The sequence below is a fragment of the Halosimplex aquaticum genome, from assembly GCF_028747785.1.
Lineage (GTDB): Archaea > Halobacteriota > Halobacteria > Halobacteriales > Haloarculaceae > Halosimplex > Halosimplex aquaticum.
The window spans coordinates 4,430,296-4,450,990 of sequence record NZ_CP118158.1 but is presented as its reverse complement, the minus strand read 5'-3'; the positions used below and the strand labels follow the sequence as shown (position 1 = coordinate 4,450,990).

The window sequence follows — 20,695 nt, the reverse complement described above, 5'->3', positions numbered from 1 at the left end:
GACGTCTCACCCGAAGTCGAGCGCGACCGAGCGCACCCGTTCGAGAAGCGACCCGTCGTACGTCTCGGCCGTCTGCGCCGGATGCGCCTGGTCGATGGCCCGGACCGTCTGGACCGTGTTCGCGAAGTTCCTGTAGGTCGCCTCGTCGACCATCTGGCCGTCGAGGACCACTGCACCGGTCCCCTCGCGCTTGGCCTCGTTGAAGCCCTCGACCTTCTCGACGGCGGATTCGAGTTCCGCGGTCGTCGGCATGTGGACGCGGTTCGCCTGCGCGGTCTGCTTGGGGTGCAGCGACCACGACCCGTCGAGGCCGATGCGCGCCTCGCGTTCGACCTGGTCCGCGTAGCCTGGCGCGTTGTAGTAGGTGACGCCGGCCCGCTCGTCGAACAGGCGGTCGAACGGCCCGCCGATGGCGACCAGTCCGCCCGCGGACGCCTCGTTCGACAGGCGTTCGAGCAGACCGCTCCAGCGCGGGCGCTCGCCGTCCATCGACCGACCGCCCAGGTCCGCCGTGTAATCGACGGGGCCGAACACCAGCCCGGCCAGCCGATCGGTCTCGCCGAGGCGGGCGATGTCGGGCAGGTCCGAGACCGCAGGGGCCGTCTCGACGATGACCGCGAGTTCGATGCTGCCGTCGTCGTAGCCGAATTCCCGCTCGGTCTCGGCGACCGCGACGGCCGCGCGCTCCACGTCTTCCAGCCGGCCGACCTTCGGCACGACGACGCCGTCGAGGTGGTCGCCGGCCACCGCGACCAGCGTCTCGATCTGGGATCGGCCGCGTTCGCGGTACTCCGCGTCGTCGTGGGCCCACTCGACGCGCGGCCAGATCTCGCCGCCGAAGTCGGGGGCGAGCGCGGGGAGCCGATCGACGACGTTGTCGACGGCCTCCGACTTCATGTCCGGGGCAGTCCCGTCTTCGATATCGGGGACGAGCCAGTCGGGCGCCTCGAACCCCTCGGCGGTGAGACCCGATTCGAGGTACTTCGCCGTGTCGTCGCCGGGAACGGCGGCCGGTGCGGTCTGGAACGTGCGGCAGAGTCGTGGCATTGGTGATCAGGCTCCCTCGCGGTCGACGAGCGCTCGACGAACGCCGGAGTACACCGGCCGCTCGTCGTCAGTGAACGCGACGTGTTCGAAGGTGACTTCGCCGGCGCGCGACGGACCGGCGGACCCGTCCGCGTCGAGCACCCGGGTGAACCCGAAGACCGTGTCCCCGGCGGTCACGAAGTCGTGGAACCGCTCGCCGTCGTAGCCGAGTTCGCGGTAGGTCCGCTCGTCCGAGCGGGCGTGGCCGAGCGCGGTCGAACGGGTCACGTCGCCGTACGCGACGGGTTCGCCCGACGGCGAATCGGCCATCGCCGCCGCGTTGTGGTGCTGGCGCGCGGTGTTGAGCGTGGCGAGCGGGAGCGCGGCGACGGTGAACTCGTCCGTGGTCCGCCCCCGCTCGTGCCGGTAGGCGACCGCGGCGTCGCGGTCGGCGGCCTCGTCCAGCGCACGGCGGAAGTCCTCGAACGCACCGCCGTCCGGCGCGACGAGCGTCTCCGGGAGGAGCGACGGCCCGGACTCGTCGTCCCCGGTCGATCCCGACCGACCGCCGTCGGTCGCGGCGGGTTCGCGGCGCGGGACCATGTTCGTCCGCTCGTAGGACACCAGCGGCTCGCCGGACGCCGCGTCGATACCGCGCGTCTCCCAGGTGACGACCCCGTAGCCTGGCCGGCTACTCGACGGTCGCGTCGTCTCGACGGTGGATTCGACGCGCAGTTCCGTTCCGAGCGGGACGCCGTGGCGGTGGAACTCCACGCCGTCGCGACCGAGGAAGTAGCCGCCCTTCTCGCTGAGATCCTCGACGGACGGGCCCATCACGCAGGCGAGGAGGTAATCCGGGTGGACCGGCGGGGCGTCGAATCCGCGGTCGAGCGCGGCGTCGCTCCGCCAGTAGGCGGGGTCGTGATTGAGCGTCTGGCTCATCCACGTCTCCGAGCCGTGGCGAGTCAGCCGGAGGCCCGGCGCGTGTTCGATCACCGCGCCCTCGTCGAAGTCCTCGAAGTACCGGCCCTTCTCGCGGGTGTCCGCGCGGTCGAGCGCCGCCGCGAACGTCTCCGGGTCGGTCCAGTCGGTCATCGGCGACCACCGCCCGACCCGTCGGCTGGCACCGCTCGGTCCGCCCGCTCGCGTCGCGCGAGCGTCCGGCGCATCTCGTTGGTGACGACCATGTACCCCTCGTCGAAGCCCATCCCCGGTTTCGCGAGGATCTGCGCGGCGTCGGTCGCGAGCGCGACGTGGACGCAGGCGCGGGCCGAGACGGCGGTCTCGTTGCAGGTGCCGCCGAGGTACGCGCGTGTGTCCGTCCCGTCGCACTCGGTCACCGCGCGGGCGCTCCGCTGGATCCCGCCCAGGTCGGGCGTCTTCACCTGCACGACGTCCGCCGCGCCGGCGTCGACGAACGCCTGCACGTCGCCGTAGGTGTTGCACCACTCGTCGGCGACGATGTCGACCGAGACCCCCGCACCGTCGAGGCCGTCGCGGAGTTCGGCCATCGCGGCGATCTGTTCGCTCCGGCCGCCCGCGTCCATCGGCCCCTCGACCTGGAGCGGATACGGGTCGGCGGCCGCGGCCAGGTCGGCGAAGTAGTCCGTGACTTCCGCGCGGTCGTAGGGCGGACCGAACACCTCCCCGACGGTCCCGTACACGTCGACGTGGAATTGGGGGCGGTAGCCGTCCGGACCGAGTTCGCCGGCGCGCTCGCCGAGCCACGCCAGGTACTCGACCAGCCGCCCGCCGTCGCTCCCGAGCTTCGCCTCGCTGTTGAACAGGCCGTGGGGCAGGACCGGCACGCCCTTCACGAGCATCTTCTCGGCGTTCCGCCGGCGCTCGTCGCCCGACTGCCCGAAGACCGGGACCGGGTCGGTGGCGGGAGCGGTCCCGAACGCCTCCGCGAAGACGCCGGTCGGCGTGATCCGCCGCACCCGCGCCGCGGCCGCGGCCAGCGCCTGCGAGACGCCGTACCGGACCGCCGTGTGGAGCGCCTGGCCGTCGTCGGCGGCGGACGGCAGCAGTTCGACGACGGAGACGTTGTCGGCGAACGCCCGCGGGTCCCGCCCGCGGAGCGCGTCGGCGACGGGGCCCTCCACGACCGGGGCGTACTCCTCGGCCCGGAACAGCGGGTCCCGACCGCCGGCGCCGGAGTACTGGACGGCCGCGCAGTCGCCGCGGACGACGCTCCCGTCCGAGAGTTCGAGTTCGACGAGCAGCGCCTCGCCGGCCTGGCGGACGGCGTCGAAGCCGTTGGTGACCGGTTCGCCCGCGTAGGCGAACCCGTCCTCGTCGGCGCCGGCCTTGATGGCCCGCTGGTCGTCGAAGTAGAAGCCGGAGACGCCGGGGACCGCCCGGACCGACTCAATCCGCATCGCTCTCGCCCCCCTGGGTGCCGACGCCGTCGCCCGAGTCGCCGTCGCTCGCGGACGGGCGACCGATCAGTCTCCCGTCGCTGATGGCGTCGACGTCGTCGGCCACCATCCGGAACGAACGGTTGCGTCCCTCGGTGCGCGCCCGCTCGTCGAGGCGGGCCTCGTGGACCTCCCTGACCTCCTCGGGCACCGCGAGGTCGCCCCATTCGAGGACGCGGACCCGCCCGTCGTCGTCGCGGGCCGGCAGGACGGCCGCCTTCGCGCTGTCGCTCGGCGCGAACGGCACGTCGAGCGCGCCGGACTCGAAGGCCGCGACCGCGCCGCGGGCGACGTCGCCGTCGCCGCGGTCGAACACCGCCTCGATCAGCGAGCGCGCCGCGCGCTCGATGAGATCCTGTTCCTCGCCGATGCCGTCGATGACTATCTCCTGTTCGACCATCATATCGATGAGCTGTCTGGTGGTGCGCAGGCCTGCGGCGTTGGCCTCGCGGGTGGGGACCCCCTGGAACTCCTGGGGCGACTTGGTGATGACCTTGTCCGGACGGGCGAGCGCGGCGGTCGCGCCGCCGAGGCCGATGACGCCGCTCGCGCGGGCCTCGTCGGGCGGGAAGCCGCCCATCCACTCGTGGAAGACGGTGGTGACCGCGACGTCGTCGGGGAGGTACGCCTCGCCGAGGTCGCGCAGCGCCCGCAGCGCCGCCACGTCCTGGACGACGTTGCCGACCTGGCCGAACCCGAGTGTGAGCGAGCGGACGCCCTGGGTCGCCGCGAGCAGGCCCTCGACGACCATCACCGCGATGGCGATGGCCGGCGGGACCAGCGTGCCCGTGAGCGGGCCGAACGGCTCGCGGTTGATCCGGACGCCGCGCTCGGTGTAGGCGCCGCAGAGCCGGTCGACGAACTGCCAGTGTTCGATCGTCTCCGCGAGGTCGTGTTCCTCGGTGTACGGGATGTTGTACGAGATGGGCCCGCCCTCGAAGCTCTGGAGGCCGCCGGCGAGCGTGACGACGGCGAGCAGGCGCGCGTCGGGCGTCCCGTGGCGGACCTCGACCGGCGCGTCGACCGACCGGACCAGGTCCCGACAGGCGCCGACGCCGTGGTTCACCGCCGGAAAGCCGTTGAGCGTGTCGTCGCCGGACTCGCGGGCCTCCTCCAGGCCCCGTCCGGCCTTCTCGTACTCGTTGTCCCGGGTGTACGAGTCGATGGTCGTCGGCAGCAGGTCGGCCCCGCCCTCGGTTTCGAGGTAGCGGAGCAGGCCGATCTGGTCGTCCAGCCGCGGGACGCCGGCGCGGGGCTGGAGGAGCGGTCGGTCGGCCGACTCCAGCACGTCGGCGAAGCGCTTGCTCGCGGGCAGCGACTCGTGGAACTCGACGGCGTCCTCGAAGTCGGCGCCGGCGCCGGTCGGCCAGCGGTCGCGGAGCCGTTCTTCCGTCTCCCGTAGCTGCTCGCCGGGAATGCGTTCGTCGCGGAGCATCTACGAGTTCACGCTGACCCTGTCGGTCTCGGGCTCGGTGGTCCGCTGGTCGAGGTCGCGTTCGAGCGCGGCGACGACGGACTCGGGGTCGGTCTCGGCGTCGAACACGCGGTCGAACCCGAGTTCGCGGAACAGCGACTCCGTCTCCGCCCAGTCGTCCTGGCCGACGGCGAGGTTGCCGCCGATGTACGTGACGGCGTCGCAGTCGGCGTCGGCGAGGCGCTCGTGGAGCCCTCGACAGTCCTGCTCGGCGTGCCCGTACAGCGAGGAGACGAGTACCGCGCCCGCGTCCTCGGTCTCCGCCGCCGAGACGAACTCGGCCTTCGACGTCTGCACGCCCAGGTTCTCGACGTCGAACCCGGCGGCTGTGAGCGCCTGTTCGAGGATCGTGATGCCGACGACGTGGGCGTCGGACCCGATCACACCGAGGATGACAGTCTGCCCCATGTGAGTGTCTGCACCGTTGGGGGCCACCGTGATAAATATAATGGTCTTTCATTATAGACTTGGTAACCGCTCACACAGACGCGAACGGCGGAACATTCGAGTATGTAATGATTTATCACTAGATTTTATGTCGGGCGAACGCCTGGGGGTGGTATGGGCGCACTGTCGGACCTGCGCGTGATCGACCTGACACAGGTCCTGGCCGGGCCGTACTGCACGATGTTGCTGGCGGACATGGGCGCGGACGTCGTGAAGGTGGAGCGGCCTGGCGGTGACCTCATCAGAACGAACCCGCCGTTCGTCGAGGACGCCGACGAGGAAGCCTACGGCGGCTACTTCCAGAGCGTCAACCGGAACAAGCGGTCGCTAGAACTGGATCTGGGGGACAGGGAGGACCGCGCCGACTTCCTCTCGCTCGTCGAGACGGCCGACGTGGTCGTCGAGAACTACCGCGCGGGCACCATGGAGCGGTTCGACCTCGGCTACGAGACGCTGCGCGAGCGCAACCCCGGCCTGATCTACTCGTCGATCCGCGGATTCGGCGACCCGCGAACCGGCGAGACCGACCGGCAGGGACAGCCCTCGTTCGACCTCGTCGCGCAGGCGCTGGGCGGCGTGATGGAGATCACCGGCCGGCCCGACGGCCCGCCGACCAAGGTCGGCCCCGGCATCGGCGACCTGTTCACGGCCGTACTCAACGCCGTGGGCGTCCTCGCCGCGGTCCATCACCGCGACCGCACGGGCGAGGGCCAGTACGTCGACACGGCGATGTACGACGCGATGGTCTCGCTCTGCGAGCGCACGGTCTACCAGTACTCCTACACCGGCGAGGCCCCCGGACGCCGGGGGAACGCCCACCCCACCCTGTTCCCCTACAACGCCTTCGAGACGACCGACGGCCACGTCGTGATCGCCGCGTTCTCGGACGGCCACTGGCGGGCGCTCTGCGAGGCGATGGAGCGACCGGACCTGGCCGCTGACTACCCGGACGGCGCCGACCGCCTCGCCGAGCGCGACGCGCTCCGCGGCGAGATCGCCGAGTGGACGCGGACGCGATCGTCGGACGCGGTCGTCGAGGCGCTGGACGGGTCTGTGCCCGCGGCCCCCGTTCAGGACACGAGCGACGTGTTCGCGGATCCCCACGTCGAAGCGCGGGAGATGCTCGCGACCGTCGACCAGCCCGGCACCGACGAGCGGGTCACCGTCGCCGGCAACCCGATCAAGCTCTCCGAGACGCCGACGGGCGTCGAGCGCCGCGCGCCGCTGCTGGACGAACACCGCGACGAACTGCTGGACCACCTGGGACCGGGCCGCGACGACGCCGAACAGGCGAAACGCACCGACTGAGATCGTGCGACAGCGGACGGGTTCCCACCGTAGAGAGCGCGTCTGCCGCCGTTATTGTCCGTGATAGCTGCGGGAGACCGCTTATAAGCGATGGTCGACCACCTTGAGAGACGGTATCGACGACAGCTATGAGCCTGGAATCCACGCGACGGCCGTACTCGTCCGCCGACCGGAGCGAGAGCGACGACGCGGCGAACCTCGACGACCCGGACACCGGATCGGTCTGGTGGGCCGAACTGTCACTGGGCGCCGTCTGCTGGCTCGCCGCCGGCGCGGTCGCCCTGTCTCAGACGTCGATCGGACCGTTCTCGTCCGTGTCGTTCGTCTACGGGACGATTCCGACGACGCTGTATCTCGTCGCCGCGACGGCGCTCGGCCTGAGTTTTCTCCGGTCCGGCTTCCGGCGAGCTCCCTGAACGGGCGGCTGCCCCATCGGCCGGCTACGCCGGTCGTACGACCGCGTAGCAGTTCCCGCTGGATAGCTCGAACTCGACGAGCGCCAGCCCGCTCGCGGCCACGTCCGCCCGGAACTCCTCGGGGTCGTAGATGTGGTAGAAGCGGTCGACCGTCTCGCCGCCCGGCAGGGTCCACTCGACGGTCGTGTCGAAGCCCTCGTCCTCCTCGAAGCGGTCGTGTGCGGTCGACCACGCGCTCACGAGCGCCCGGCCGTCGGCATCGAGCGCCCGAGCGAGTTCGTCCAGGCTCGCGACGCGGCGCTCCCGCGACGGCAGGTGCGGCAGCGTCGCGACGTACACGGCGAGGTCGATAGCGTCGCTTTTGACGGGTAGCCGCGCCGCGTCGGCCTGTCCGAGTGCGCACGAGAACTCCCGCTCCGCGGCCCGAGCGCTCGCTTCGCGGAGTATCCCGCGGCTCACGTCGAGACCCACCGCGCGATCGCAGCGCTCGGCCAGCAGTTCGGTGTGGCGGCCGTTGCCGCAGCCGACGTCGAGGCCCACGTCGCCCGATCGGCCGTCGAGAAAGCGCTCGACCTCCGGCCAGGGGTACTCGCGCGTCGACGAGAAGTGCTCGGCGATCCGGTCGTAGGTGTCGCGGACCGCCTGCGTGTCCGGGCCGTCCGCCGGCGTCATCGGTCGCTCATCCCGATCAGTCGTACTTCTCGGGGTAGGCCTCGCGGAGCAGTTCGCGCCGGTCGTTCAGGCGCCCGCGGACGGGCGCGATGACGTCCGAGATGGCCTCGCCCGCGGAGGGCTTGAGGTCCGCCGGGTGGAGCTCGCCCGACAGGAAGTCTTCCTCCAGGTCGTCGTAGTCGTCGTAGGTGAGGTTCCCGCCGTACTCGTCGGGGCGTTCGACGACGAGCGACTCGCCGCGCTCGTCGAGGATCGGGAAGACGAGGTATTCGAGGTACTCCAGGACGCCGTTGTCCTCGCGCTCGCCCGCGGGGCAGTAGGCGGCCTCGATCTTCTCGACGACTTCCTCCGGGGAGTCGTTGAGGTTGACCTTCGAGGACTCGTCGGAAGCGGACATCTTCCCCCCCGAGAGCCCCGAGAGCAGCGGCGCGAAGACGCAGACCGGCGCCTCGCCGCCGTGGTCGGGGAGGATCTCCCGCGAGAGCATGTAGATACCGCGCTGGTCGATACCGCCGTAGGCCACGTCGGCGTCCAGCGCGTCCACGTCCAGCGTCTGCATGAGCGGGTAGAGCAGCCCGCCGAGCTTCGGCGAGTCGGACTCGCGGACGACCTCGCTGCCGGCCCGCTGGGCGCGGCTGAGCGTCGTCTCGGCGGCCATCCGCAGCAGTTCCAGCGTGTAGTCGGGGTCGAGTTCGAAGTCGCTCCCGCGGACGAAGGAGATCCGGTCGGCGTCAGCGCCAGCGGCGTCGATCATCGCCTCGATGGACGCCTCGTAGTAGTCCGAGCGGGCGTCGAGCAGGTCGAAGGGACTCTTGTTGTCGTCGAGGTGGGCGTGCAGGTCCGCGATCAGGACCGTCACGTCCATCCCGGCGCCGAGGAAGTCCGCGAGCTTGCGCATCGTCGTGAAGTGCCCGATGTGCATCTCGCCCGTCGGCGCGTAGCCGATGTAGACCGACGGGTCCCCCTCCTCGAAGTGCGCCTCCAGTTCCGATCGCTCGACCACCTCGGCCGTGTTCCGGGTCGCGAGTTCGAGCCGCTCGGCCGTGTCCATGTCCACCCGTCCCACCGGGCGAGATTAAAGCGTTTCTTTCGCCCGAGAACGCCTATCACCGCCCCGATACGTTTTTGCGGCCGGAACTCTCCGGCGACGGCACCCAAATGTGTCGGAACAACTGATTTAATCGCTGAAACGCATTTGGGGACGATGCCTCTCTCGACCGGATGCGAGCGGCTGAACGCGCTCCTGGGCGGTGGCGTGCCGGCGAATCGCAGTCTGCTCGTGTCCGGCTCGCCGGGGACGGGGAAGACCACGCTCGGGATGCAGTTCCTCCAGGCCGGCCTCGACGGAGGGGAGGACTGCCTGTTCGTCAGCACCGAGCAGACGCTGGAAGAACTCGAAGACGCGCTCGCCCCCTACCCGTTCGACCTGAATGCGGAGAACCTGACGGTGATCACCGTCCACTCCGAGCCGGGCGAGACGATGGAGCGCGACGACGACGGCGTCGAGTGGCTCACGCTGGAGCAGTCGCCGACGGGGTCGCCGGGGACGAGCGCCGTCGTCGACTACGCCGAGGACCCGCCGTACGTGGACCTCGTGTGACGGGAGAAAAACGGGACTGTCGGGCGCGGCCGGCTCAGGCCGTCGCCGGTTCGACGAGTTCGACCGCCTCGGCGTCGACGGCCTCCGTGTCGAGGAAGTTGGGGATGTAGTCGCGGCGCTCGTAGGTGTCGCGCTCGTCTTCGGTGCCGACAGTGCACCACAGCTGGGGTCGGTCCGGACCGTGCCACTCGCCCTGGCGAGCGACGCCGAAGACGACCAGCTCCTCGCCGTCGACCGAGATGACGGCGTCCTTCCGGAATCCGGGGTCCCCGTGGACGATCAGCTTCTTCATGCCCGTCGATTCGGCGGAACCGTACTTAGTGACTTCGAAGCGCCCTCCGAGCCACCGCTTCGCGCTCCTGTCGCCGCCCCGAACCAAACGGGTTTTAAGCGGGCACGACCAAGCCGCTCGCAAGGTCGATATCTATGGAGATGCCACGCCGATTTAACACGTACTGTCCGCACTGCGACGAGCACAACGAACACGAGGTCGAGCGCGTTCGGAGCGGTCGGACCTCGGGGATGACCAAGGTCAACGGGCGACAGGCCGAGCGAACGCGCTCGGGCTACGGGAACGCGGGCAAGTTCTCGAAGGTCCCCTCGGGCGGGAAGCCGACCCAGAAGACCGACCTCAAGTACCGCTGTTCCGACTGCGGCAAGGCCCACCTCCGCGAGGGATGGCGCGCCGGCAAACTGGACCTGCAGGACTAACGATGACAGGCAACTTCTACTCCGTCGCGTGCCCGGACTGTGAGAACGAACAGATCGTCTTCGGCAAGGCCGCATCCGAAGTCGCCTGCGAGGTCTGCGGTCACACGCTCGCCCGACCGACGGGCGGCAAAGCGGCTATTGAGGGCGAGGTTCTAGAGACCGTCGAGGCACGATAATGAAATACAGCGGCTGGCCCGACCCCGGCGAACTGGTGGTCGGACGCGTCGACGAGATCGAGGACTTCGGCGTCTTCGTCGACCTCCAGGAGTACGAGGACAAGCGCGGCCTCTGTCACATCAGCGAGGTCGCCTCCGGGTGGATCAAGAACGTCCGCGACCACGTCTCCGAGGGCCAGACGGTCGTCGCGAAGGTCCTCGACGTCGACGAGGATGCCCAGCAGATCGATCTGTCGATCAAGGACGTCAACGACCACCAGCGCAAGGACAAGATCCAGGAGTGGAAAAACGAGCAGAAGGCCGACAACTGGATGCTGCTGGCGTTCGGCGACGACATCGACGACGAGACCTACGCCGCCATCGCCAACGAGTTGCTGGCCGCCTTCGGCTCGATGTACGAGGGCTTCGAGGAGGCCGCCATCCACGGCGAGGAAGCCCTCGACGAGACCGACCTCTCCGACGAGGAGATCGAGGCCATCGTCGAGACCGCTCGGGAGAACGTCTCGGTGCCCTACGTCAACGTCACCGGCTACGTCACGCTGGAGTGCCCCAGCGGCGACGGCGTCGACGTGATCAAGGAGTCGCTCCAGGCCGCGGAAGGCAACGGCGAGATCCCCGAGGAGGTCGACCTCGAAGTGACCTACGTCGGCTCGCCCGAGTACCGCATCCAGGTGCAGGCGCCCGACTACAAGACGGCCGAGTCCCACCTCGAGACCAGCGCCGAGCGCGCAATCGCCGTCGTCAGTGACCACGGCGGCAGCGGCGAGTACCACCGCGACCGCCGCGAAGACGCCGAGTAATCGACGTCGCTCGCGGCCCACCAGTTCTCATGAAATCGGACATCCTCGTCTGCTCGGCGTGGCGCGACGAACACGAGCGGCCGCGCTACACGCTCGCCGAGACGTGTCCGGCGTGCGGTGCTGAGGCGGTCAACTCCGCGCCGGCGCCGTTCTCGCCCGAGGACAACTACGGGAAGTATCGACGCGCACTTAAGCGGCGACGCCGCGACTAACCCGTATGGACGAATACGAACGCGAGGCGCTGGCGAGCCCCGACCTCGACGAGCCCGTGCTGGTCGAGGGGCTGCCCGGCGTCGGTCACGTCGGCAAACTCGCCGTCGAGCACCTCCTCGAAGAGATCGACAGCGAGCTGGTCGAACGGGTCCACTCGACGCACTTCCCGCCGCAGGTGAGCGTCGAGGACGGCCGGACGGAGCTCGCCTCCGCCGAGTTCCACGCCGTCCAGCCCGAGGACGGCCGGGACCTGCTCGTTCTCACCGGCGACCACCAGGCCCAGGACAGCGAGGGCCACTACGGGCTGACCGACACGTTCCTCGACGTGGCCGACGACTACGGCGTCGAGCGCGTGTTCGCCCTCGGAGGCGTCCCCACCGGCGAACTCATCGAGGAGTACTCCGTCCTCGGAGCGGCGACGACGGACGAGGTCGTCGACGACCTCGAAGCGGTCGGCGTCGAGTTCCGCGAGGACGAGCCGGCCGGCGGCATCGTCGGCGTCAGCGGCCTGCTGCTCGGCCTCGGCGAGCGCCGCGGCTTCGAAGCGGCCTGTCTGATGGGCGAGACCAGCGGCTACCTCGTCGATCCCAAGAGCGCACAGGCCGTCCTCGAAGTCCTCCAGGAGGTCGTCGACTTCGACGTCGACTACGCCTCGCTGGAAGAGCGCGCCGACGAGATGGAGGAGGTCGTCCGGAAGATCCAGGAGATGGACCAGGGCACCCCGACCCCCTCCGACGAGGACCTCCGCTACATCGGGTGACCGGAGACCGCCGGTTCGCCGTTCGCCGCTCCCGAGACTTTCATATTTCAGCGACGCCAACGCCCGCGCGTGGTGGTGGACGGCCTGCTCTCGCTGCCCGAGTGGTTGCTCGTCGGGATCGGTCTCGGCGTCGCGAGTAGCCTCCTCGCCGCCTGTCTGTTCGTCGTCGCCGACCGACTCTATCCCGCTCGCCAGGCCCAGCGGCGACGACATGGCGGCGAGGGCCGACGCCGGACCGAACTGCGCGAGTACCTCGAAGCCATCGACGAGCCCTTCGCCGAGGACCACTTCGTCGAGGGCCAGCACGTGGCGTTCTACCTCCCGGAACGGGACGTGGCGATCACGTTCGACGCCCGGGCGTACTACCGAATCGAGCGCTCGCCGACGGTGCCGGTGCTCGTCGAGCACGAGATGCCGGGCGTCCAGCTGGGCCAGCGGCTCCCGTTCGACGTGCCCGACGTCGACTTCGGGCCTGACGAGGACGAAGACCGCGTGGACCCGACGCTCGCCGCCTTCGCCGAACTGGGCGTGCCCGCCTCCGCCAGCCTCGACGAGGTGAAAGCCGCCTACCGGCGAAAAGTCAAGGAAGTCCACCCCGACCAGGGCGGCGACGAGGACGAGTTCAAGCGGGTCCGCGAGGCGTACACGACCGCCAAGCGCTACGCCGGCTGACGACGGATCGGCCGTGCGACGCCGCCGGACGCTATCGGCTCGTCGACATCCCGGCGTCGTCGGTCGCGCTGACCCGCACGTGCGTCTCGGTGACGGTCACGTGACAGCCCTCGTAGTCGAATCTGATCGACGGCTCGCCCGCTCCCTCCAGGAGGCGGTCGAGCGAGTCCGAGTCGACGGCGTAGTACAGCGGACGGAGGTCAGCGACCGACCGATCGGTCGCCGCGGCGACGGCCCTCACGACCGCTTCGCTCACCGGGTCGTCCCCGTAGGCGTTCGTGACTGTCCAGTCGTCGATAGCTGTCATCGGTGGTTCACCGGATCAGGTCTGCCCGTCCGCGCCGCGATTCCGGCGGGCCTCGCCGGCGGCCAACCGTTCCAGCACGGGCGTCGACGGCAGACCGGGGTCGACGCGGCGGTTTCGATTCGACTCCGGGCACAACCGATATTGGCCGCGAGGGGCATTGAGGAGCATACCAGAGCACTCAGGTACGGCTCCGGTCGAGAGCGTCTCCCCGTCTCGCGTCCTCGAACAGCGCCGAGAGGAGTTTGCGCTCGGCGACGCGGAGGTGCTGGTGGAACGTCTGGGGGGCGATGTCCAGCGTCTCCGCGACGGCGCCGGCGTCGCTCGTCCGCGCCGGCCACTCGAAGTACCCCGAGAAGTACGCCGCCTCCAGCGCGGCCTGCTGTTTCTCCGTCAGGTCGGTCGCGAGCGTGCGGCGGAACTCGTCCGGGCGCTGCAGCGACCGCTCGGTCTCGTGGCGCGCGGCCAGATCGGTGTCCGGGTACCGCTCCTGGACTGCGTCGACCACCTCGCGGACTGCCGCGTCGGACGGCAACTCCGCGACGATCCGCGCCTCGCCGTGGTCCGCGACGCCGGCGGTCGTCCTGGCGCCCAACTCAGCCAGCACCGACGTGATCGTCCCGCCGCACGTCCGGAACTCGAAGCGCCCGTCGTCGAGCGCGTCGACGGCGGTGATCGCGGGGACGGACGAGGCCGCGTCGCGGATACGGTCCGCCGGAACGCCGCTCGACGCGAAGTAGAAGACCTGTTCGTCCCCGAACGAGAGCGACCGCTGGAGGTCGAGCCGGCAGTCGGCCGCTTCGGAGACCGCGACGAACGGCACGTCCGCGTCTCGCGACCGGAGTTCGATCTCGACGACGGCGTCCGAGTGGAGCAACTGCCGGGTCAGCGCCGACTGGATCGCGTTCCCGATCACTTCCCCGAGTTCGCCGAGCACCGCCCGCTCTCGGTCGGAAAGGCCCGGTACCCGATGGGTACACACGCCGAGGAGGCCGAACCGCTGGTCGTCCGCGAGTAGCGGGACCACCGCGAACGTCCGGGAGCGTTCCGTCCCCTCGGTCTCGTCGACCATGGGTCCGCTCGTGACGTTCTCGGAGACCTGTACGGAGCCCGACTCGGCCGCCCGCTCGACGATGGACGGCACGTCGCCGTCCTCCGCGCGGTCCGCTGCCACCTCGACCATCTCCCGCCCGAGCCCCGCCCAGGCGTCAACGTCGAGCCCCACGCCGTCGCCGTCCAGCGACCCGACGACCGCCCCGCAGTAGGCGCCCTCCTCGACGAGGCGCGTACAGACCGAGCGGGTGATCTCCTCGCGCGTGTCGGCATCGACGAGCGCCCGGTCGACTGACCGGATCGCCGTGTTGAGGTCGTCCAGCCGCTCCAGCGTCTCCTCGTAGCGCTTCCGCTCGGAGACGTCGCGACCCACGCCGGTTTCGCCGACGATCTCGCCGTTCTCGACCAGCGGCGCGCCCGTGAACTCGTAGGGGATCTCCGTGCCCTCTTTCGTGACGAGCCGCGACTCGATCGTCTCGACGGTGCCCTCGGTGAACACCCGCTGCATGGACGCCGCGACCCGCTCGTGGTCCTCCTCGGGGATCACGTCCAGCGGGTCCAGCCCCCGGATCTCCTCGTCGGTGTATCCGGTGACCTCACCCGCCTGCTCGTTCCACCGGAGGAATCGCCCGTCCCGGTCGAACGCGTAGACGATGTCGGGCAGTGCGTCGAAGACGCTCCCGACGAACGCCCGCTCCGCCGCGAGCTCCTCGCGCCGCTGGACCTCCGCCGAGACGTCCCTGACGACGCCGACGAAGTACCGGTCGCCGTCGTGGGCGAACTCGCGGAACCACATCGCCACCGGGACCTCCCGACCGTCCCGGTGGCGGCCTCGAAACCGCACGTCGTCCCAGTCGAACGTCCGCTCGCCCCGTCGCAAGTACTCCTCGAACCCCGACCGGTGGGCGTCGCGCAACCGCTCCGGGATCAGCTCGAACAACGGGTGATCCACGAGCTCCTCCGGCCCGTATCCGAAGATCCGTTGGACCGCGGGGTTCGTGAAGACGACACGGCCCGCCTCGTCGACGACGATGAAACAGTCCGCAGCGCTCGCGACAAGTAGCTCCGAGAGGACCGTCCCCCCGATCACGTCGACGAACGACTCGTCGACCGCGTTCGCCGCCGCTGCATCGCCCCACTCCCCCCGGGGGGGCTCGACGTCCTTGCTCACAGGCCCATTGAGGTCGTTTGATGATTAAGTGTTCTCCCGACAGCATCAACGTGCGATATATTGGCCGAATAGTGAGCTAGCGGCCCGCAACCGCTCGTTAACATACTGCCATCTCTCGGACCGCTCCAGAGTCAATCGTGAGAATTCACAGTCACCGCGAGAGACCGATCAACCGGTCCGCGTTCATCGAATCCGCGGTGTTCGTCGCCGTCGTCTGTTTCGAAACGCGTTACTCCGTTCAGTGTTCGTCGATCGCGAGGAGACTCGCCCCGCTCGTCCCCCGAGCCGACGAAAACGACTCGACTCGTCTTACTCGTCGTCGTCCACCTCGAAGTCCTCGCGATGCTCGGACTTCGAGACACCGATAGACTCACTGCGTTCGTCTATCGAGCCGACGAAAACGACTCGACTCGTCTTACTCGTCGTCGTCGTTTTCGTCGACGTCTTCGAAGTCGGCGTCGACGTACTCCTCGCCCTGGCCGGCACCGGCAGCGCCGCCCGCCGCGCCCGCGCCGGGTCCGCCGCCCATACCGCCCATGCCGCCGGCACCGGCCGCGCCGCCCGCGGCACCTGCGCCGGCCGCGCCCTCGGCGGCCTGGTCCTGGTACATCTGCTTGCCGATCTCCTGGAGCGCCTCGGCGAGGCTCTCGGTCGCGTCCTTGTAGTCCTCGGTGTCGGCGTCCTCGTCTTCGAGGACCTCGCGAACCTCGTCGATCTCCGCTTCGATGTCCTCGACGAGTTCCTCGTCGACGTTCTCCTCGTTCTCCTCCAGCAGCGTCTCGGCGCGCTGGATCGTGCTCTCGGCCTCGTTACGGGCCTCGATGCGCTCGCGGCGCTGCTCGTCTTCCTCGGCGTGCTCCTCGGCTTCCTGCTGCATCTCCTCGATCTGCTCGTCCGAGAGGCCGGCGCCGCCCTCGATGGTGATGTTCTCCTCGTTGCCCGAGCCCTTGTCCTCGGCGGAGACGTTGACGATGCCGTTCTCGTCGATGTTGAACGAGACCTCGATCTGCGGCGTGCCCGCGGGCGCCGGCGGGATGCCGGTCAGCGCGAACTCGCCGAGCAGTTCGTTCTCGTTGGCGATCTCGCGCTCGCCCTGGAAGACGCGGATCTGGACCTGCGTCTGGTTGTCCGCGGCCGTGGTGAAGATCTTCGACTCCTCGGTCGGGATGGTCGTGTTCTTCTCGATGAGTCGCTCGAAGAGGCCGCCCTTGACCTCGACACCGAGCGAGAGCGGCGTCACGTCGAGCAGGACGATGTCGTCCACGTCGCCCGAGAGGACGCCGCCCTGGATGGCCGCGCCGAGCGCGACGGCCTCGTCGGGGTTGACGTTCTTCTTGGGCTCCTGGCCGGTCATCTCCTCGACCTTGTCCTGAACCTGCGGCATCCGCGTGGAGCCGCCGACGAGGATGACCTCGTCGATGTCGCCCTTGTCGTAGCCGGCGTCTTCGAGCGCCTGCTCCGTCGGGCCGACCGTCCGCTCGATGAGGTCCGCGGTCAGCGACTCGAACTTCGCGCGGGTGAGCTTCTCCTCGAGGTCGAGGGGGCCCTCGTCCGTCGTCGTGATGAACGGCAGGTCGATGCGGGTCTCCTTGCGGTTGGAGAGCTCGATCTTCGCCTCCTCGGCGGCGTCGTTCAGCCGCTGGAGCGCCTGGCGGTCGTCGCGGAGGTCGATGCCGTGTTCGTCCTCGAACTGCTCGGCGAGGTAGTCGATGATGGCGTGGTCCCAGTCGTCGCCACCCAGGTCGTTGTCGCCGTTGGTCGCGACGACCTCGTAGACGCCGCCGCCGAGATCGAGGATGGAGACGTCGAAGGTCCCCCCGCCGAGGTCGTAGACGAGGACGGTCTGGTCGGACTCGTCGTCGAGGCCGTAGGCCATCGCGGCCGCGGTCGGCTCGTTGACGATGCGCTCGACCTCGAAGCCGGCGATCTCGCCGGCGTCCTTCGTGGCCTGGCGCTGTCGGTCGTTGAAGTAGGCCGGGACGGTGATGACGGCCTTCTCGACCTCGTCGCCGAGGTACTCCTCGGCGTCGCGCTTGATCTTCTGGAGGATCATCGCCGAGACCTGCTCGGGCGTGTACTCCTCCCCGTCGAGTTCGACCGAGTAGTCGTCCTCGCCCATGTGGCGCTTGATGGACTGGATCGTCTCGTCGGGGTTCTTGACCGCCTGGTTCTTCGCGGGTTTGCCGACGAGTCGCTCGCCCTCGTCGAACGCGACGACGGACGGCGTCGTTCGCTCGCCCTCGGAGTTCACGATGATCTCGGGGTCGCCCCCCTCCATGACCGCGAACGCGCTGTTCGTGGTCCCGAGGTCGATTCCGAGAATCTTGTTGCTCGCCATCTTACCCGACTATACCCGATTGCGCCGGTTAAAAGTTGCTAGATGAACCGAACACGAATCCACCCAGACGGCCCCAGACGGGCGATTTCCGTCTCCGACCGCGCGGCCGACCGGTGCCTATAAATCCAACCGCAATACCAGCGTTGCACCGCCCAAAACTAGCCCGTCCGACAGGTCCGGGGGCGCTTGCCGCCCCCGTTCCCGGGGCGTCACTCCTCGCCGCCGGAGCCGTCGCTGACGGTGACCTGCGCCTCCCGGATGACCTTGTCGGCCATGACGTAGCCCGGGCGGTGGACCTCGGCGATGGCGCCTTCCGGCTGGGCTGACTCGACGCGGACGAGCACCTCGTGGCGGTGCGGGTCGACGTCCTCGCCGGGTTCCGGTTCGATCACGTCGACGTTCTCCTGGTCGAGGACGTCGTCGAACGACCGCAGCGTGGACTCGACGCCGCCCCTGATGTCGACGTCCTCGTCCTGTTCGAGCGCGCGCTGGAGGTTGTCCCTGACGTCCAGCAGCCGCGTGACCAGGTCCTCGGTCGCCCGCTGTTTCTCCTCCTCGCGGCGCTCGTCCATCCGCTTCTTGTAGTTCTTGAACTCCGCCTGTTTGCGCTTGAGCTTCTCGGTGACGTCGTCGAGTTCCTCCTCGCGGGCGTCCAGCTGGTCTTCCAGCCCGTCGACGCGCGTCCGGAGCGCGGCGAGTTCGTGAGCGACCGACTCCGGGTCGGACTCGGCGACGCGGTCGATCAGGTCCTCGCCCGCGGCGTCGTCGATGTCGGCCGCCTCGTCGGCGGCGCCCTCACCGTCTCCCGCGTCCGCGCCGGCCTCGTCGGGGTCGATGACCTCGTCGGGACTGACGGGGTCGTCGGCCTCCCCGTCGAACTCGGCGTCTGCGGTCGCGCCTGTCTCCTCTGCAGCGGCCCCAGCGGGGTCGGACGCGTCCTGCTCGGTCATACCCGTTGGAAGTCGCCGCGGCGACAAAAGGGTTGAGAATCCGACCGACGGCACGGATCAGCAGACGCCATCGCCGCTCGACTCGCCGTCGGTCGAACCCCCGACGGCCCGGACCAACCGGCGGACCCCGCACCGCTTAACTCCGGGGCGCGGATAGACCGCAGCAGTGACCGTCCGGCTCACCTACGAGGAAGGGACCATCCGGATCTCCGGCGCCGCCGACCTCGGCGAGTCCGACCCGCTCGACCTCTCCTACGTCGAGCGCGACGCCCGCTCGAAGACCCTCCGAGCGCCGGCCCACCGCTATACTGACCTCCTCACGGCTCTCGACGAGGGCGGCGTCGCGTACGACGACCGCGTCCTCGACCTGTCGGACCTCCCGCTCGAATCGACCTACGAACTCCGCGAGTACCAGCAGGGAGCGCTCGACGACTGGGGGCGCGCCGACCGCCGCGGGGTGCTGGAACTCCCGACCGGGAGCGGGAAGACCGTCATCGGCATCGCCGCGATGGAGGCGCTGGGCACGCCGACGCTCGTCGTCGTCCCCACCATCGACCTGCTCGAACAGTGGCGCCGGGAGCTCGAACGGGAGTTCGACCGCGAAGTCGGGCAACTCGGCGGCGGCGAGCAACGGCTGGCCGACGTGACTGTCTCGACGTACGACTCGGCGTACCTCCGCGCCGACGAACTCGGGGACCATTTCGGTCTCGTCGTCTTCGACGAGGTCCACCACCTCGGCGGCGAGGGCTACCGCGACATCGCACGGCTGCTCGCCGCGCCCGCTCGCATGGGTCTCACCGCCACCTTCGAGCGACCAGACGGGGCCCACGAGGTCGTCGAGGAACTCGTCGGCCCGCTGGTCCACCGGGTCGACGTGGACGAACTCGCCGGCGAGCACCTCGCCGACTACGACATCAAGCGCCTGGAGGTCGAATTGACTCCCGAGGAACGGGAGGTGTACGAGCGCCACCAGGAGACGTTCACCGACTACCTGGCCCAGTCGGGCATCCAGATGCGGTCGGGCAGCGACTACCAGGAACTCGTCAAGCGCTCCGGGAGCGATCCGCGGGCCCGCGAAGCGCTGCTGGCCAAGCAGCGCGCCCGCGAAGTGATGATGAACGCGGACGAGAAGGTCGAACGCCTGCGGGTCATCCTCGACAGACACCGTGCGGACCGGATCATCGTCTTCACCGCCCACACCGACCTCGTCTATCGGCTCTCAGAGCGGTTCCTGATCCCCGCGATCACCCACGAGACCGGCGCGAGCGAGCGCCGCGAGATACTGGAGCGGTTCCGCTCCGGGGAGTACTCCCGCGTCGTGACTGCGAACGTCCTCGACGAAGGAGTGGACGTGCCCGACGCGAACGTGGCCGTCGTGCTCTCCGGGAGCGGGAGCGAACGGGAGTTCACCCAGCGCCTCGGACGGATCCTGCGGCCGAAAGGCGGCGGCGGCCCCGAGTCCACGGACTCGGAGGCCCGAGAGACGACGCAGTCGTCTCTCGGCGAGCGCGCGTTGCTGTACGAGATCGTCACCGAGGAGACGGCCGAAGAACGGGTCGCGCGCCGGCGGCGGTGATCTCCGGGGCGACTCCTTTCCGCTCGTTACTCCGTCGCGGTCGGGTCGCCGTCGCTCGCAGTCGTCGCGACGGCTGTGGAGTTCGCTGTCCCCGTCGACGAGGCCGTCGCGGTCTCCCTGTCTTCGGGGTACGGCGTGACCGTCCCCTCGGGGAGCGGCGTCTCGGGCGCGCCGGGGTCGAACCGTACTTCGAACCCGGGTTCCGCGTCGTATTCGCTGTACGCAACGGGGACGACGATCCGTATCTCCCGCGACTCGCCGGGCTGGAGCGAGACGTGCTCCGTCGGCGTGAATCGCTTGTCGCCCGCCGTGAGGACGACCGTCATCGTCGCCTCGTCGGGGCTCTGCGCCCGGTTTTCGACCGTCAGCACGACCCGGAGGTCGCCGTCTTCGGTCGCCTCGTACGACCACTCGGGCACGGCAAACTGCAGCGACTCTGGCGTTTCGCCGCCGTTCGAACTCCCGCCGCTTCCGGCGTTGCGGACTTCGTCCGGGGGTTCCGGGGCCGTCACCGGCACCTCCCTGTTGGCGCCCGTACACCCCGCCGCCGCGCCCGCGGCGACGGCGGCCAGCCCACGCAGGACCCTCCGTCGTTGCATACCTGCCTC

Annotated in this window: 23 protein-coding genes; 10 read left to right on the top strand and 13 right to left on the bottom strand. The window is 69.5% G+C overall.

Annotated features, from left to right (window positions below; all coding sequences use genetic code 11):
* Positions 1 to 6: 6 nt before the first annotated feature.
* Genes citE through glmS form a run of 5 tightly spaced genes read right to left on the bottom strand, consistent with a single transcriptional unit; the run spans position 7 to position 5,328 of the window.
* Positions 7 to 1,047 carry an L-malyl-CoA/beta-methylmalyl-CoA lyase gene (gene citE, locus PSC72_RS21995; protein ID WP_274323570.1) on the bottom strand — a complete coding sequence of 347 codons (1,041 nt, stop codon included), beginning with the start codon at positions 1,045 to 1,047 and terminating at the stop codon, positions 7 to 9.
* Positions 1,048 to 1,053: 6 nt separating this feature from the next.
* Positions 1,054 to 2,121, bottom strand: coding sequence for a 2-methylfumaryl-CoA hydratase (mch, locus tag PSC72_RS21990; protein WP_274323569.1), 1,068 nt, complete (start codon positions 2,119 to 2,121; stop codon positions 1,054 to 1,056).
* Entirely contained in the window at positions 2,118 to 3,407 is a 1,290-nt protein-coding gene (locus PSC72_RS21985) for a methylaspartate ammonia-lyase (RefSeq protein WP_274323568.1), read from the bottom strand. The genes mch and PSC72_RS21985 overlap by 4 nt, the downstream gene beginning before the upstream one ends.
* Positions 3,397 to 4,881, bottom strand: a complete 1,485-nt coding sequence (locus PSC72_RS21980) for a methylaspartate mutase subunit E (RefSeq protein WP_274323567.1) — start codon at positions 4,879 to 4,881, stop codon at positions 3,397 to 3,399. Before PSC72_RS21980 ends, PSC72_RS21985 begins: the two co-directional genes overlap by 11 nt.
* Positions 4,882 to 5,328, bottom strand: a complete 447-nt coding sequence (gene glmS, locus PSC72_RS21975) for a methylaspartate mutase subunit S (RefSeq protein ID WP_274323566.1) — start codon at positions 5,326 to 5,328, stop codon at positions 4,882 to 4,884.
* A 153-nt stretch (positions 5,329 to 5,481) separates the two neighbouring features.
* On the opposite strand from glmS, the gene mct reads away from it, so the two are divergent.
* Positions 5,482 to 6,675: a succinyl-CoA:mesaconate CoA-transferase gene (gene mct, locus PSC72_RS21970; RefSeq protein WP_274323565.1), complete on the top strand. Its 1,194-nt coding sequence runs from the start codon at positions 5,482 to 5,484 to the stop codon at positions 6,673 to 6,675.
* Between the two features lie 128 nt (positions 6,676 to 6,803).
* Complete coding sequence (locus PSC72_RS21965; protein ID WP_274323564.1) at positions 6,804 to 7,091, top strand: hypothetical protein; 288 nt, start codon at positions 6,804 to 6,806, stop codon at positions 7,089 to 7,091.
* Positions 7,092 to 7,115: 24 nt separating this feature from the next.
* Here the strand turns inward: PSC72_RS21965 and PSC72_RS21960 are convergent, their stop codons facing one another.
* Together PSC72_RS21960 and PSC72_RS21955 are read right to left on the bottom strand one after the other, a co-directional pair.
* On the bottom strand, positions 7,116 to 7,763 hold the full coding sequence (locus PSC72_RS21960; RefSeq protein WP_274323563.1) for a class I SAM-dependent methyltransferase: 648 nt from the start codon (positions 7,761 to 7,763) through the stop codon (positions 7,116 to 7,118).
* A 16-nt stretch (positions 7,764 to 7,779) separates the two neighbouring features.
* The gene (locus PSC72_RS21955; RefSeq protein WP_274323562.1) at positions 7,780 to 8,814 is read right to left on the bottom strand and encodes a tyrosine--tRNA ligase; all 1,035 of its coding nucleotides are present in this window, start codon (positions 8,812 to 8,814) and stop codon (positions 7,780 to 7,782) included.
* 153 nt (positions 8,815 to 8,967) lie between these two features.
* Between PSC72_RS21955 and PSC72_RS21950 the strand changes: the two genes are divergently transcribed.
* Positions 8,968 to 9,363 carry an RAD55 family ATPase gene (locus PSC72_RS21950; RefSeq protein ID WP_274323561.1) on the top strand — a complete coding sequence of 132 codons (396 nt, stop codon included), beginning with the start codon at positions 8,968 to 8,970 and terminating at the stop codon, positions 9,361 to 9,363.
* Positions 9,364 to 9,397: 34 nt separating this feature from the next.
* Here the strand turns inward: PSC72_RS21950 and PSC72_RS21945 are convergent, their stop codons facing one another.
* The gene (locus PSC72_RS21945) at positions 9,398 to 9,655 is read right to left on the bottom strand and encodes an HAH_0734 family protein (protein WP_274323560.1); all 258 of its coding nucleotides are present in this window, start codon (positions 9,653 to 9,655) and stop codon (positions 9,398 to 9,400) included.
* Positions 9,656 to 9,789: 134 nt separating this feature from the next.
* Between PSC72_RS21945 and PSC72_RS21940 the strand changes: the two genes are divergently transcribed.
* The 6 genes from PSC72_RS21940 (at position 9,790) to PSC72_RS21915 (ending at position 12,695) form a co-directional block, all read left to right on the top strand.
* On the top strand, positions 9,790 to 10,074 hold the full coding sequence (locus PSC72_RS21940; protein ID WP_006883878.1) for a 50S ribosomal protein L44e: 285 nt from the start codon (positions 9,790 to 9,792) through the stop codon (positions 10,072 to 10,074).
* A 2-nt stretch (positions 10,075 to 10,076) separates the two neighbouring features.
* Entirely contained in the window at positions 10,077 to 10,250 is a 174-nt protein-coding gene (locus PSC72_RS21935; RefSeq protein ID WP_274323559.1) for a 30S ribosomal protein S27e, read from the top strand.
* Positions 10,250 to 11,050, top strand: coding sequence for a translation initiation factor IF-2 subunit alpha (locus PSC72_RS21930; RefSeq protein ID WP_274323558.1), 801 nt, complete (start codon positions 10,250 to 10,252; stop codon positions 11,048 to 11,050). Before PSC72_RS21935 ends, PSC72_RS21930 begins: the two co-directional genes overlap by 1 nt.
* A gap of 29 nt (positions 11,051 to 11,079) precedes the next feature.
* Positions 11,080 to 11,262: an RNA-protein complex protein Nop10 gene (locus PSC72_RS21925; protein ID WP_274323557.1), complete on the top strand. Its 183-nt coding sequence runs from the start codon at positions 11,080 to 11,082 to the stop codon at positions 11,260 to 11,262.
* Between the two features lie 5 nt (positions 11,263 to 11,267).
* Complete coding sequence (locus PSC72_RS21920) at positions 11,268 to 12,023, top strand: proteasome assembly chaperone family protein (RefSeq protein WP_274323556.1); 756 nt, start codon at positions 11,268 to 11,270, stop codon at positions 12,021 to 12,023.
* 72 nt (positions 12,024 to 12,095) lie between these two features.
* Positions 12,096 to 12,695, top strand: coding sequence for a J domain-containing protein (locus PSC72_RS21915; RefSeq protein ID WP_382261876.1), 600 nt, complete (start codon positions 12,096 to 12,098; stop codon positions 12,693 to 12,695).
* A gap of 31 nt (positions 12,696 to 12,726) precedes the next feature.
* Here PSC72_RS21915 and PSC72_RS21910 read toward each other — a convergent pair whose 3' ends face one another.
* From PSC72_RS21910 to PSC72_RS21895, 4 genes are all read right to left on the bottom strand, one after another.
* Positions 12,727 to 13,002 carry a HalOD1 output domain-containing protein gene (locus PSC72_RS21910; RefSeq protein WP_274323554.1) on the bottom strand — a complete coding sequence of 92 codons (276 nt, stop codon included), beginning with the start codon at positions 13,000 to 13,002 and terminating at the stop codon, positions 12,727 to 12,729.
* A 178-nt stretch (positions 13,003 to 13,180) separates the two neighbouring features.
* Positions 13,181 to 15,223: a PAS domain S-box protein gene (locus tag PSC72_RS21905; protein ID WP_274323553.1), complete on the bottom strand. Its 2,043-nt coding sequence runs from the start codon at positions 15,221 to 15,223 to the stop codon at positions 13,181 to 13,183.
* Positions 15,224 to 15,638: 415 nt separating this feature from the next.
* Complete coding sequence (gene dnaK / locus PSC72_RS21900; protein ID WP_274323552.1) at positions 15,639 to 17,561, bottom strand: molecular chaperone DnaK; 1,923 nt, start codon at positions 17,559 to 17,561, stop codon at positions 15,639 to 15,641.
* A gap of 209 nt (positions 17,562 to 17,770) precedes the next feature.
* Positions 17,771 to 18,511: a nucleotide exchange factor GrpE gene (locus tag PSC72_RS21895; RefSeq protein WP_274323551.1), complete on the bottom strand. Its 741-nt coding sequence runs from the start codon at positions 18,509 to 18,511 to the stop codon at positions 17,771 to 17,773.
* Between the two features lie 166 nt (positions 18,512 to 18,677).
* On the opposite strand from PSC72_RS21895, the gene PSC72_RS21890 reads away from it, so the two are divergent.
* Complete coding sequence (locus tag PSC72_RS21890; protein ID WP_274323550.1) at positions 18,678 to 20,087, top strand: DEAD/DEAH box helicase; 1,410 nt, start codon at positions 18,678 to 18,680, stop codon at positions 20,085 to 20,087.
* Positions 20,088 to 20,113: 26 nt separating this feature from the next.
* Here PSC72_RS21890 and PSC72_RS21885 read toward each other — a convergent pair whose 3' ends face one another.
* Positions 20,114 to 20,686 carry a hypothetical protein gene (locus tag PSC72_RS21885; RefSeq protein ID WP_274323549.1) on the bottom strand — a complete coding sequence of 191 codons (573 nt, stop codon included), beginning with the start codon at positions 20,684 to 20,686 and terminating at the stop codon, positions 20,114 to 20,116.
* Positions 20,687 to 20,695: the final 9 nt, after the last annotated feature.